This window comes from Listeria floridensis FSL S10-1187 (genome assembly GCF_000525875.1).
GTDB classification, from domain to species: Bacteria; Bacillota; Bacilli; order Lactobacillales; family Listeriaceae; genus Listeria; species Listeria floridensis.
Genome location: NZ_AODF01000026.1, coordinates 47687 through 61627, shown reverse-complemented (window position 1 = coordinate 61627; position 13941 = coordinate 47687). Strand labels below are relative to the sequence as shown.

Here is a 13941-nt window from a genome sequence, read left to right as displayed (position 1 = left end):
GGGATTGCCCGAGCGAAACTCTGCTTCCTGTTTTCATAAAATGAGGGGGTTTTCTCGGTGAAAATATTGGTTTTTGGGGGAACAAGGTTTTTTGGAAAGCGGCTTGTTGAGCGTCTCGTAGACAGCGGTCATGATGTGACGATTGCAACACGCGGCAAAACAAGCGATCCGTTTGGCGACCGTGTTCGCCGAATTGTACTTGATCGGAGCAAACGTGATGATTTATTCAAGCTTGTATCAAAAGAAAGCTTTGATTTAGTGTACGACAACATCGGTTATTCACCGCAAGATGCGCTTTATGCCATTCAAGCGTTTAAACACAGCATGCCGCGTTATATTTTCACATCATCACTTTCCGTTTATCCCAACAAAGGGCGAGTGCTTGGCGAAAGCGATTTCGATTGTACGCACTATGAAACAGTATTCGGCGACCGTGACGATTTTGATTATGGTCAAGGGAAAAAGCTCGCAGAAGCGGTGTTCTTCCAAAAAGCGCCGTTTCCAGTTGCAGCAGTTCGTTTTCCCATCGTACTCGGACCAGACGATTATACCAAGCGCATCCAGTTTCATCTTAAACGAATCGAAGCAGGGCGAGAGATCGGACTTGTGAATGAGGATGCCGAGATTGGCTTTATCAGTTCTTTTGAAGCCGCCCGCTTTTTAGAGTGGATTGGCACAGAGACGGATCTTACGGGACCAATCAACGCCGCATCTGAAGGCACAATCTCCCTAGCGGAACTGATGCAGCTTTTTTCAGATACGCTCGGAAAATCTGCAATCATTGAAGAAGTGACAGAAGATGAAGATGAATCGCCGTTTGATATCGAAAAATCGTATTATTTGGATACTAGTCGGGCGAAAGAGGCTGGATTTGTCTTTGAAAAGTTGGAAAATTGGCTTCCGGAGCTGGTGCGCGAACTAGCTAATCGGAAAGATTATTAAAGAAGGAAGAGAAAACGAGTGCTTACATTTGAAGAAAAAAAAAGAAATTATTGACCGCTTTACAGAACTGACTGCAAAACCCATTTCGCTAAACCGAGTGAATTATCATTATCCAGAAAGCCAGCGTGAGAAAACTATTCTTGTCAAACATCTTCATCCGAATGGTAACGGCTTTATTTATGCACCGTATTTGGAAGGCGAAACAGAGCTTGATAAGGAAGGCTATGTGAATATCTATGAAGCTTCAGAAGAGGAGCTAACGGAATTGATTCAAAAGGCCATCGACTTCATGAATACAGATGAAGCTGGGTTTGCAGAAGGCGAAGCACGATTCTATCAAGATCAAGATAAGAATATACTCAAGCTCGTTTACGAAAACAAAGTCTGGATTGTTTACGATTTTGATAATGTCGAAGCTGTCTTTAAATCGCTTGAGCAAGCTGAAAGTTATCTTAGCGACGAAGGATTCTTTGAAGAAAAGGCATAATTGAAAGGAGTGGAAAATGTGGAAACGGTTCAAAGTTTGCGTGAACGTATCAATGTGTTAAGTCATAAAGATCCGGCTGATTTAATCATCAAAAATGGTCGGATCGTCAATGTTTTTACAGCTGAAATTATCGAAGCCGACATTGCTGTCAAAAATGGTTATATTGCTGGCATCGGGGAGTTCCGTTCAGCAGCGGAAGTGATTGATGCGAAAGGAAGTTATATCGTCCCAGGTTTCATTGATGCTCATGTTCACGTTGAAAGTGCGATGGTGCCACCAAGCGAACTGGCACGGGTGCTGCTTCCGAACGGAGTAACAACAATCGTTACTGATCCGCATGAAATTGCGAATGTCGCCGGTGCAAGTGGAGTGGAATATATGCTTGAAGAAGCGGAAGGATCGCCGCTTGAAATGTTTGTCATGCTGCCTTCTTCAGTTCCTGCAACACCATTTGAAAATAATGGAGCAACGCTTGATGCAGCAGCTCTTCGTAAACTCTACCATCATGAAAAAGTAATCGGCCTTGCGGAAGTGATGGATTTTCCTTCAGTTGCAGCCGGAAGCACCGATATCTTACAGAAAATCATTGATGCAAAGTCTCATGGCGGTAGGATTGACGGACATGGAGCGGGCTTAAACCGCGAAAACTTGAATAACTATTTAGCAGCGGGAATCAGAACCGATCATGAAAGCACAACGGCTGAAGAAGCGCTTGACCGGGCACGTGCCGGAATGTTTGTGATGCTCCGCGAAGGAACCGTAGGGCGCGACTTGCTTGCGACGCTTCCGGCCGTGAATGCCAACAACTCGCATCGTTTTTGCTTCTGTACGGATGATAAACTGATTCCTGATCTTGTCTCAGAAGGTTCGATCAACTTTAATGTGAAGCTTGCCATCGAAAACGGGCTTTCACCGATTACGGCCATTCAAATGGCAACGATAAATGCGGCGAACTGCCACAATCTGCTTTATCTCGGCGCTGTTGCAGCCGGGTATCAAGCAGACCTTCTATTCCTTGACAGCCTAGAAGATGTTTCGATTACGAAAGTTTTGAAGCGCGGCCAAGTCATTGTCGAACAAGGCGTTCGCGATGAAGCCGCTTTTCCGAAAAATAAGCCGGACTTTGTCTCGCCAAAAATCAAACATTCACTTAAACTGCAAGATTTGGAATTACGGCCGAAAGGAGATCGCGTCCGCGTGATGGGAATGCTTCCGAACAGTTTGTTCACTGAGCGCCTCGAAAAAGAAATCAAGCGCGTGAACGGTTTATTTATCCCAGATAAAGCAGCCGACCTTGCGAAAATGGTTGTGATCGAGCGCCATAAAGGAACCGGCAATGTTGGACTTGGAATCGTTTCCGGATTTGGACTCAAAACCGGGGCGATTGCGACATCAGTCGCGCACGATTCACATAATATTGTCGCAGTTGGGATGAACGACGCGGACATTTTTCTGGCGGTTGAGGAATTAACGAAACGCGGCGGTGGTATTGCTGTTGTGGCTGACGGAAAAGTTCTGGGCGGGCTTTCGCTTCCTGTGGGGGGGCTTTTGAGTGAAGCCCCGTATGAAGAAGTAGCCGCGGAACTTGCGAAGCTTCAAGCTGCATTTGAACAAATCAGTTCGGCAGAAGGTTTTGACCCGTTCCTCACCTTGTCATTCCTTACGCTTCCAGTTATTCCGGAATACAAACTAACCGACCAAGGGTTATTTGATTTTCAAGAATTTCGGTTTGTACCGCTTGAAATCACTGACTAGAAAGGAGCGAGCGTGATGACCTTTTGGCGTTATGTCCGTGATAAGCGTTTCTTTATTTTATTTTTTTTTCATTGTTATGTTTTTCATTGGGTTGTTGATTTACATTGATCCGAACAGCAAGCTAACAATTGGAAATATCGTGTATTTATACATGTTTGTCTTTTTTATTTTTTAGCAGCTTACTTAGTGCTTGGATACAGTTTTAAGTATCGCTACTGGAAAGATATGAAGGAACTAGTAGACGGAGAAATCGAAGAGAATATTATTGAACTTTTGCCAAAGCCGCGCACAAGCGAACAAGCTTTTTTTAACGAATTGATGCGCAAAAAACACCGTGAGGAACAAAAGAAAATTCGAGCACTTGAAGAAAAGCAAGAAGAGTATCATGATTTTATTTTGTACTGGGTTCACGAGGTAAAAACACCGCTTGTGGCTAGCAAAATGCTGATTAAGAATCCTGATTTAAACGAAACAACGACGATTTTTGAAAAAGTCGATGAAGAACTTGACCGAGTGGATCAGCTTGTGATGCAGGCTCTTTATTTCTCGAGACTTGATACGTTTGCAAAGGATTACTTTATTCAAGAGCATAATCTTGGCTCGGTTGTTCGTGAAGCCATTAAGCGTCATTCGAAGCTGTTTATTTCAGGTAGAAAGAAGCTGACTCTTTCAGGCAGTGATGTTGAAGTCCGTACTGACAGCAAGTGGCTGGGTTTTATATTGGATCAAATTCTGTCAAACGCACTCAAATATACCGAATCTGGCGGTGAAATTAAAATTTGGTGCGACACAAAAGCGAACACAACGAGGCTTCATATCAGAGACAACGGGCGCGGAATCAGTCCGGAAGACTTGCCGCGAGTGTTTGAGCAGGGTTTTACTGGTGTAACAGGTCGTCAGGAAAAAAAAGCAACCGGAATGGGACTTTACCTTGCCAAGCAAATGTCTAGAAAATTAGGGCATGCCCTTGAAATCCGTTCTGAGGAAGGCGTTTATACGGACGTGATTCTATCATTTGAACAAAAAGATGATTATTTGCTGATCGCAAAAGAATGAAAGGTGACGGAAGATGCTTGACAAGGTGTCTTCAGTTTGCTTACAATGTGAACTAAAAACAAAAATCGGAGGGGTTTTTATGACGGATGAATTGATTGTTCGTGGTGCACCTGCTGAATATAGCTGTGGAGCCGGTATTTGGGATACGCTTCCAGAACATCTTGAGCGCCGCGGGTTAAGACGGGTTTTGGTACTTCACGGAACGAAATCTTGGAAAGCTGTAAAGTCGAAATTTCCAGACTTGTCAAATTTTGATGCAACTTATTTAGAGTATGGTGGACAAGTTACATATGAAGCACGTGATTTACTCGCCCAGCAAATTACGGCTGATACCAATCAAGCAGTTATTGCTGTTGGGGGAGGAAAAGTGGCAGATTTAGCGAAAGCGGCGGCATTTGTAGCTGCTGTTCCGGTTTTGATATTGCCGACGCTTGCTGCAACTTGTGCGGCTTATACACCGCTTAGTGTGATGTACACGAGTGAAGGGGAAATGATTCGGTTTGAAATTTTTCCCGTCAGCAGTGCACTGGTTTTGGTTGACCCCGAAGTGATTTTGGCATCACCGAAAGCCTTAATGGTTGCCGGCATTGGCGATACACTTGCGAAATGGTATGAAGCGGATATTGTGATTTCGCAATTACCGGAACGATCAGTTGAAATTGAAATTGCAGCGTTTGCAGCACGGAAATGCCGCGATGACTTGCTTGCGCTTAGTGAAGCAGCTCTTCTCGCGATGGACAGGCAAGAGTTAAATGCTGAATTCGTGAAAGTTGTGGAAACAAACATTATGCTTGCCGGCATGGTAGGCGGTTTCGGTGATAAGTATGGACGTACGGCGGGGGCACATTCGATTCATGATGCCCTCACGTTGCTTCCTGGGACACATCGCTTGCTACACGGCATGAAGGTTGCTTATGGGATTTTGATACAGCTTGTGATTGAAGGGCGATTCGCGGAAATCAATGCGCTTTTGCCATTTTATCAAAAACTTGGATTGCCATATTCGCTTGGAGGTATTGGGCTTGAAGGTGTTTCTAAAGCTGATTTGATGCGCGTTTCCGAGCGAGCTGCTGCACCTTCTGAGATGATTCACTTGATGCCGCAGGATGTGGATGCGGCATGTGTGTATCAAGCATTTCTGGCGCTTGAAGAGCATGTGGCGAAGGTTGAGGTTTTGTGAGGATGAGAATTCGGGCAGAAAAAGCGAGCGATTATCCGGCTATTGCAGAAATCTTGAAAGAAGCTTTTGGGCAAAAAGCGGAAGCTGAACTTGTGGAACGATTACGCGATACAGACAGCTATCTAAATGATTTTGCGCTTGTGGCTGAAGAGGAGCAAACAGGGAATTTGATCGGCCATATTTTGTTCACAGAAGCTAGAGTTGTTGGTGCTGGTGGGCTGAGCTTCCGATTTTAGTTCTCGCGCCAGTAGCGGTTTTACAGGCATATCAAGGAAAACAGGTTGGTTCAAAGTTGATCGAAGCGGGGATTGAGCGAGCAAAACAGACGGATTATCCGGCAATAAGCGTGCTCGGGCATGCGGAATACTATCCGCGGTTCGGTTTTAAGCCTGCTTCGGATTATGGAATTACAGCACCATTTCCGGTTCCAGATGAGGCTTTCTTGATGCTTGAGTTGAATCGAGATGATCTTTTGAAAATTAACGGAATGGTTAGTTATCCGAAGCCGTTTCTTGAAATGGGTTAGGCAATGATGTTAGCAAAAAAGTCAGTGATAAAGATGCTGGCTTTTTTGTTTGTAAAAAGTATCCAAACTGTTTTCCAAATGCTCTAAACTGTAATCGTGCAGTCTTCTTTTTTTTTCAGAAGTAAGATATTTTATGGGAGCATGGTGTTCTTTTTAGAACAGTTTTGGGAGTGATTGAAGTTTTGTTGAAAAAGTGTCGATTTTTTGAAAGATGGTCAAAATTAATGATAGTAGCAATAATGTTCACAAAATGTCTACATACTTTTAGTTTAGTATATGGTAGGATTTAAGATGTTTGAATAGACAAATAAATAAAGTTCATAATCAAATTTTGAAAATATAGATAGATATGAGTGTGAGCTATAGGATTTGATCTATTCGCTGTACAACATTAAAAAGGGAGGACATACATATGAAACGCAAAGCTTATCGAAATTCGCCAGCCTTTGTTCTGCTTGCATGGGGAGCATTTTTGGCTTTTCTGGCGCTTATGATTATTGGACTGATTACTTTGAAGGAACCACTAATGGTAAAAGGCTATTATTTCATGGCTTCAATCGGATTAGTATCATCCGCATTCACTGTTGCGAAGGTAGTTCGTGATAATCAAGAAGATGAAGAACGTTATAATCAAATGTTTCGAGCAGTTGATCGTGCTGCGGAACAAGATGTTGAATAAGTGTAACGAAAAAGCAGGATTGCGGACTTAAGTCCGCAATCCTGCTTTTTACGTTGCTTGAAAAAAATCCAAAATAAAATGGTAAAACAAATCCTCCGAAGGGGAAAGCTTGCGTTTTTTCGCGGTGACGATGCCTACTGAGCGGCGAAGTTCCCGGTCAATGAACGAAACGCTTTTTGTGTTTTTGAAAACGGCTCCGTCGAGGATCATCTCTGGGAGTATGCTTACGCCAAGTCCGGCGCCAACGAGTCCTTGAATGGTGTAAAAGTCTTGGCTCTTGAAGGCGACTTTGGGTGCGAAGCCTTTTTGAGCCGCAGCGTTCGCAACAATTTTATAGAGATCGAATTCTTCGGGGTACAAAATGAAGTCTTCATCTTTTAACTCGCTGATTGATACGGAAACTTCGGCGCTGAGCGGATGCGAAGCTGGCACAATGAGTTTCAGTTTTTCATCAAAAAAACGAGTGGCAAGAAATTCTTCTTTAGTATCGTGAAGCGGCGATAGGAACGTCAAATCGAGCTCACCCGATCGAAGCATTTCTTTAAGCTCAGCGTTCGAACCTTCGCGAAATTGGTAAGTAATGTCGGGATAGGCTTTCCGGAATGCGGAAATGACAGCAGGGAGAACTTTTGTCGCCAGTGAGTTCGGTAAGCCGACTTGGACGGTTCCAAGGTTTGGATTGGTATATTCGGTCACAAGCGCTTCTGCTTTTTGCAACTCATTTAAGGCAATTTTTGCTTGTTGTAAGAAATCTGCACCAACTGATGTAAGTCGCATATTTCGGCCAATACGTTCAAATAAGGCGACGCCAAGTTCTTCTTCAAGTTTCATGATCTGCCGGCTGACGGCAGATTGGGCTACATGGAGATTGAGAGAAGCCTGTGTCATGTGCTCTACTCGGGCTACTTCCATAAAGTATTTTAATTGGCGTAATTCCAAGTGCTTTCCTCCAATCATTCTCGAAATGAGATGGTTTTATTCTATTATATATATTGTTTCGATAAATGAAAAGGAATAAAATAGAGTTTACATATCCAAGTCAAAAAATCGAGGCTTGGAATTAAATTATCTATTAATTTAGTTTATTCGAATAAATGGAGTAAGTGAAGGAGGAATTTCGATGAAAAATGCTGGACTGCCAAAGCAACACGGGCTATATAATCCGCAAAACGAGCATGATGCTTGCGGGATTGGTTTCGTGGCGAATATAAAAAATAAGGCGACGCATAAAATCGTAACAGATGGAATTAATATGTTATGCCAGCTGAAACATCGCGGCGGTGAAGTGGGAGGAGATACCGGAGACGGAGCGGGAATTTTGCTTGAGATTTCGGATTCTTTTTTTCGCGCGAAAGCAGCAGAAGTCGGGATTGAACTTCCGGAACGGTATCATTATGCGGTTGGGATGATTAATTTTGCGAAGAATACGGCTGAACGCGAGCTGTTGATGAATGAGCTTGAGCGCATCATTGTAGAAGAAGGTCAGCAATTGATCGGCTTTCGGAAGCTGCCAGTTGACCCAGAACAAATCGGAGCTGGGGCACGCAAGACGGAACCTGATATTTATCAGGTCTTTATTGCGAAAAATGCTGAATTGTCGGAGCGGGAATTTGAGCGCGAGCTTTATTTGATCCGGCGCCAAATTGAAAATTATGCGGCGGAAAGCGAACAGATTTCTGAGCCATTTTATATCCCGAGTTTATCCACTCGGACGATTATTTTTAAAGGAATGCTTACACCTGAACAAATTAGTGCTTACTATCTCGATCTTGCGGATTCAGCTTATACTTCGGCGTTTGCGCTGGTTCATTCGCGGTTTTCGACGAACACTTTTCCGAGCTGGGAGCGGGCGCATCCTTATCGCTATCTCGTTCATAACGGCGAGATCAACACACAACGCGGCAACGTTAATTGGATGAAGGCACGGGAGAAACGAGTAAAAAGTACGGTTTTTGGGGAAAAGCTAAGCCGGATTTTTCCAATTATTGATGAAAGCGGAAGCGATTCGGCCACGCTTGATAATGCGCTTGAGTTTCTTGTGCAAAATGGGCGAAGTTTGCCGCATGCGGCGATGATGTTGATTCCGGAACCATGGGATAAAAATAAGAACTTGCCAGATTTGAGGCGGGCATTTTATGAGTATCACGCTACGCTGATGGAACCGTGGGACGGCCCAACGTCGATTTCATTCACGGATGGACGTGTAATCGGCACGATTCTCGATCGAAACGGTTTGCGACCAGCGCGCTACTATGAAACGAAAGATCATACGATTATTTATTCTTCGGAAACTGGTGTAGTTCCGGTTGACCCAGAAGATATTATCCGCAAAGAAACAGTCGGAGCCGGCGAAATGCTATTGATTGATCTTGAAGCTGGCCGGATGATTTCTGATGCGGAATTAAAAGCAGACTTGATGTCGCAAAAACCCTATCGAAGCTGGCTGGATGGGCATTTGACGGAAATTGCGGAACTGCGAAATGAAGCACATCTAGAGGAACATGAGCTTTCCAAAAGCGAGTGCTTCAAGCTGCAGCAAGCGTTTGGATACACACAAGATGAGCTGAATAAAATCTTGATTCCAATGGTGGTTGAAAAGAAAGATCCAACGGGTGCGATGGGTTATGATGCGCCGCTTGCGGTACTTTCCAAACGACCACAAATCTTGTTTCACTATTTCAAACAGCTTTTTGCGCAAGTAACCAATCCGCCGATTGACGGGTTGCGTGAGGAAATGGTGGTCTCGACAATGACTCTGCTTGGTGATGAAGGGAATATCCTTGAGCCGTCTGCGGAAAATGCAGAGCGGATTCGGCTCGAAACACCGGTTTTATCGCGCAAAGACTATCAAGCCCTGCTCAATCAGCATAAATTTGCAAGTCCAACTGCTGTGATTCCGATTTTGTTCCGCAAGAAAGAACGGGAACAACTGGAAGTGCGGCTCGAGCGGATTTTTGAACAAGCTGCTGAAGCAATTCGAAGCGGTTGTAAATTGATCGTGCTGACGGACGAAGGCGTGAATGAAGATTGGATCGGAATTCCGTCACTGCTTGTGACAAGCGGGCTGCATCTTTACCTTACGAAAAAAGGGATTCGGACGCGGGCAAGTATTATCGTGAAAACAGCAGAAGCACGCGATGTGCATCATACGGCGCTACTTGTCGGTTATGGTGCAGATGCTGTTCATCCATATCTCGCGATTGAAGGCTTCCGTCAATTAATCGAACAAGGACGGATCAAAGGATTTACGATCGATCAAGCGGAGCAGCGCTATCTTGAAGCGATTACGGACGGGCTTCTTAAAGTGATGTCGAAAATGGGGATTTCAACGGTGCAAAGTTATCGCGGTGCTCAAATTTTTGAAGCGATCGGACTTTCTGATCATGTGATGGATACTTATTTCACGGGAACGAATAGTCAGCTTTCAGGAATTCCACTCGCTGTCATTGCTGAGGAAGCGTGGCTGAGACATCGAAAAGCTTTTCATGATATCGGCTATGAAGTGAGCACGCTTGAGTCGGGTGGTGAATATCAATTCCGTACAAACGGCGAGTATCATGTTTTCAATCCGCTTGCGATTCACTCTTTACAGCGAGCAGCACGTGAAAACAACCGTGAAGCCTATGATCTTTATGCGGATTTAATGCAAAATCAAAATAACGCATTCTTACGGGGGCTTTTGACATTCAAGAAAACGAAAGCACCGATTCCGCTTGAAGAAGTCGAACCGGTCGAAGCAATTTTCAAGCGTTTTAAAACAGGTGCCATGTCATATGGCTCAATCAGCAAGGAAGCGCACGAAGCTCTCGCTGTCGCGATGAACCGAATTGGCGGAAAAAGCAACAGCGGTGAAGGCGGCGAAAACCCTGAGCGGTTTGAAAAAGAAGAGAATGGCGACTGGAAACGCAGTGCCATCAAGCAAATTGCTTCTGGTCGATTCGGCGTAACAAGCCATTATCTGGTTAACGCGGATGAATTGCAGATTAAAATGGCGCAAGGAGCGAAGCCAGGTGAAGGTGGACACCTTCCAAGCCAAAAAGTCTATCCATGGATTTCGAAAACGCGCGGCTCAACGACTGGTGTCGGCTTGATTTCACCTCCGCCGCACCATGATATTTATTCGATTGAAGACTTGTCGCAACTTATTTTCGACTTGAAAAATGCCAATCCGAAAGCACGCATCAGCGTCAAACTCGTATCAAAAACTGGCGTCGGAACGATTGCTGCGGGTGTGGCAAAAGGAAAAGCAGATGTGATTTTAATCAGCGGTTACGAAGGCGGAACAGGGGCGGCGGCTCGAAGCAGTATTCGCCATGCAGGTGTACCGTGGGAAATCGGACTTGCGGAAACGCAGCAGACGCTTCTGTTAAATAATCTTCGCAGTCAAGTGGTACTTGAAACAGATGGGAAACTGATGACCGGGAAAGATGTGCTTGTCGCAGCCATGCTCGGCGCTGAGGAATTTGGTTTCGCAACAGCGCCGCTAGTGACGCTTGGCTGTGTAATGATGCGAGTTTGTCATTTGGATACGTGTCCGGTCGGTATTGCCACCCAGAATCCAGAACTGCGCAAGAAATTTGGCGGGTCGGCCGATCATGTCGTTCGCTTCTTTCATTTCATTGCAGAGGAAATGCGGGAAACAATGGCGGAACTTGGTGTGAGAAGCCTTTCTGAGATCATCGGCCATAAGGAACTTTTGATGGAGCATGACCGGAAACGTGCACACTGGAAAGCGAAGTATCTCGATTTTTCGAAGCTGCTCTATATGGATGCGTTTTACCGGGAGCAAGATCAGTTTTGTACGAAACGCCAAGATCATGAACTGGAAAAAACACTTGATCAGTCTTTTTTTAAAAGAGCTCATTCAACCAGCGCTCGAAAATCAAGAACGGGTTTCAGGAACGTTCGGGATTCGGAACACCGACCGAGCAGTTGGAGCGATTTCTGGGGCAATGATCAGTGAAAAATACGGCGCAGATGGACTTCCCGAGGATACGATCTCGCTTACATTCCAAGGTTCGGCCGGGCAAAGTTTCGGGGCATTTGCACCGAAGGGAATGACCCTTTTTGTCGAAGGCGATGCAAATGACTATCTTGGGAAAGGGCTTTCGGGCGGAAAGCTGATTGTGAAGCCAGATGCGAAAACGCCGATTACAGCAGAAGATTCGGCGATTGCTGGGAATGTTACGCTTTACGGGGCAACGGGCGGCGAAGCGTATTTACATGGTAAAGCAGGCGCGCGTTTTGCGGTTCGGAACAGCGGCGCGAAAACAGTGGTCGAAGGAATCGGCGATAACGGCTGTGAGTATATGACAGGTGGAACGGTGGTTGTGCTCGGGGAGATTGGCTTGAACTTTGCTGCGGGAATGAGCGGCGGAACGGCTTATCTTTATACGCAGCATGAGGCAGAAACACGGCGCAAAATTAATACTGAACTTGTGAGTGTGCGCGGTGTTTCGAGTGCGCGCGAGCAAGCTGAACTTCGCGAAATGCTTCAAAAGCATGCGGGTTATACGGGAAGCAAGACAGCCAAGCGGATTTTGGCACACTTTGAACAGGAATTGGCGAATTTTGTTTTCCTCATTCCGCATGAATATGAGGCGATGCTTACGAAAATTGCCGAAAATGAATCTAAAGGTGTTTCAAAGCGTGACGCAGAACTCGCAGCGTTTTATGAAATGACAGGTCAAAAAGTCGGGCAGGCTGCTCGTTAAGGAGGAATCGAGATGGGAAAAGCGACGGGTTTTATAGAATATGACAGAATTCAAACACCGGTCAGAAAGCCGAAGGAGCGGGTACGCGACTGGAATGAATATAGCTTGCCGCTTCCAGAGAAAGACTTGACGATTCAAGCGGCACGCTGTATGGATTGCGGCGTTCCGTTTTGCAGCATCGGGATGGAAATTAAAAATGGGGTTTCCGGCTGTCCGCTCCACAATTTGATTCCAGAGTGGAATGATGCCGTTTACCGCGGTGAATGGAAGGAAGCACTTGAGCTTTTGCTTAAAACAAATAATTTTCCCGAGTTTACTGGGCGGATTTGTCCGGCTCCTTGTGAAGGAAGTTGTACGGTTGCCATCTCAGAACCGGCTGTCGGAATCAAATCGATCGAAAAAGCGATTATTGATCGTGGTTTCGCGGAAGGCTGGATTAAACCGAATCCGCCAAAAACACGCACGGGGAAAAAAGTTGCGATTATCGGTTCGGGACCGGCGGGGCTTGCTTGTGCAGATCAGCTGAATCAGGCTGGACATCAGGTGACGGTTTTTGAAAAAAGCGACCGTATTGGCGGACTGCTCATGTACGGGATTCCAACTATGAAGCTTGAAAAGGAATCAGTGGAACGTCGTGTGGAATTGATGCGGGCGGAAGGGATTGAATTTGTTACGGGTATGGAGTGCGGCAAGGACATTTCAGCGGATGAACTTAAAAAAACGTACGATTGTTTAGTTCTTGCAACGGGTGCGAGCAAGCCGCGCGAGGTTTCGATTCCAGGTCGGGAGGCGCTCGGGATTCACTTGGCGGTACCTTATTTGACGCAAAGTATTCAAGATTTGCTTTCGGGAAATGCGGAACAGACGCTTTCTGCTAAGGGCAAAAATGTGCTGATTATTGGCGGCGGCGATACGGGAGCGGATTGTGTGGCGACGGCGCTGCGTCAGGGCGCCGAGTCGATTGTGCAGCTTGGGAGGCGCGGCAAGCCGGTTTCGGAACGCGCAGCCGGGAATCCGTGGCCGGAGTATCCGCTCGTTTTTCAGATGGATTATGCGCACGAGGAAGCGGACGCTGTTTATGGACATGATCCGCGTGAGTATTTTGTTAGTCCGGTAGAATTTTTGAAGGACGAAGCCAATCAGCTTACGGGTCTTAAGACGATTCAGGTATCGCGTGATGAATCAACGGGACGATATACGGAAGTTCCAGGAACGGAGCGGATTTATAGAGCGGAAATGGTATTGATTGCGGCCGGTTTTGCGGGCGCAACGGATGATATTTTTACAAACTTTGATGTGAATCAAACGGACCGGCATACGATTGATGCGGCGAAAGGATTTTACAGGTCAAGTTCTGAGCGTGTCTTTGCTTGTGGCGATGCAAGAAACGGCCAAAGTCTTGTTGTGACGGCGATCGCAGAAGGTCGAGAAACGGCTAGAGAAGTTGATTTTTATTTGATGGGTGAAACGTTTTTACCGTGATAAGAAAGTGAAATAAATTTGTAAGCGGAGCTTTAAGTGGGAGTAAATCTTGCTTGGCTTCGCTTTTTGCCGAGCCCAAAAAGAAGAAAATTTTACTGTTTTACGCTATACTAGGGAATG

At 45.5% G+C, this 13941-nt stretch carries 9 protein-coding genes and 2 pseudogenes; 10 read left to right on the top strand and 1 reads right to left on the bottom strand.

Going from position 1 to position 13941, the window contains the following annotated elements; all coding sequences use genetic code 11:
• The first annotated feature begins 57 nt into the window (after positions 1–57).
• From MFLO_RS09975 to MFLO_RS09945, 8 genes and pseudogenes are all read left to right on the top strand, one after another.
• Positions 58–942 carry an NAD-dependent epimerase/dehydratase family protein gene (locus tag MFLO_RS09975; RefSeq protein ID WP_036097810.1) on the top strand — a complete coding sequence of 295 codons (885 nt, stop codon included), beginning with the start codon at positions 58–60 and terminating at the stop codon, positions 940–942.
• Positions 943–970: 28 nt separating this feature from the next.
• Entirely contained in the window at positions 971–1429 is a 459-nt protein-coding gene (locus tag MFLO_RS09970) for a hypothetical protein (RefSeq protein ID WP_036097809.1), read from the top strand.
• An 18-nt stretch (positions 1430–1447) separates the two neighbouring features.
• Positions 1448–3184: an adenine deaminase gene (gene ade / locus MFLO_RS09965; protein ID WP_036097853.1), complete on the top strand. Its 1737-nt coding sequence runs from the start codon at positions 1448–1450 to the stop codon at positions 3182–3184.
• A 15-nt stretch (positions 3185–3199) separates the two neighbouring features.
• Positions 3200–4240, top strand: a pseudogene (locus MFLO_RS09960) (sensor histidine kinase).
• Positions 4241–4319: 79 nt separating this feature from the next.
• The gene (locus tag MFLO_RS09955) at positions 4320–5420 is read left to right on the top strand and encodes an iron-containing alcohol dehydrogenase family protein (RefSeq protein WP_036097808.1); all 1101 of its coding nucleotides are present in this window, start codon (positions 4320–4322) and stop codon (positions 5418–5420) included.
• Entirely contained in the window at positions 5417–5656 is a 240-nt protein-coding gene (locus tag MFLO_RS14720) for a GNAT family N-acetyltransferase (RefSeq protein WP_162148156.1), read from the top strand. The genes MFLO_RS09955 and MFLO_RS14720 overlap by 4 nt, the downstream gene beginning before the upstream one ends.
• Positions 5650–5946, top strand: a complete 297-nt coding sequence (locus MFLO_RS14715) for a GNAT family N-acetyltransferase (protein WP_077913211.1) — start codon at positions 5650–5652, stop codon at positions 5944–5946. Before MFLO_RS14720 ends, MFLO_RS14715 begins: the two co-directional genes overlap by 7 nt.
• Positions 5947–6358: 412 nt before the next feature.
• Complete coding sequence (locus MFLO_RS09945; RefSeq protein ID WP_036097807.1) at positions 6359–6625, top strand: YiaA/YiaB family inner membrane protein; 267 nt, start codon at positions 6359–6361, stop codon at positions 6623–6625.
• A gap of 48 nt (positions 6626–6673) precedes the next feature.
• Here MFLO_RS09945 and gltC read toward each other — a convergent pair whose 3' ends face one another.
• The gene (gltC, locus tag MFLO_RS09940) at positions 6674–7564 is read right to left on the bottom strand and encodes a glutamate biosynthesis transcriptional regulator GltC (protein ID WP_036097806.1); all 891 of its coding nucleotides are present in this window, start codon (positions 7562–7564) and stop codon (positions 6674–6676) included.
• Between the two features lie 181 nt (positions 7565–7745).
• On the opposite strand from gltC, the pseudogene gltB reads away from it, so the two are divergent.
• Both gltB and MFLO_RS09930 read left to right on the top strand, forming a co-directional pair.
• Positions 7746–12339: pseudogene (gene gltB / locus MFLO_RS09935) on the top strand (glutamate synthase large subunit).
• A 12-nt stretch (positions 12340–12351) separates the two neighbouring features.
• The gene (locus MFLO_RS09930; RefSeq protein WP_036097804.1) at positions 12352–13821 is read left to right on the top strand and encodes a glutamate synthase subunit beta; all 1470 of its coding nucleotides are present in this window, start codon (positions 12352–12354) and stop codon (positions 13819–13821) included.
• Positions 13822–13941 lie beyond the last annotated feature (120 nt).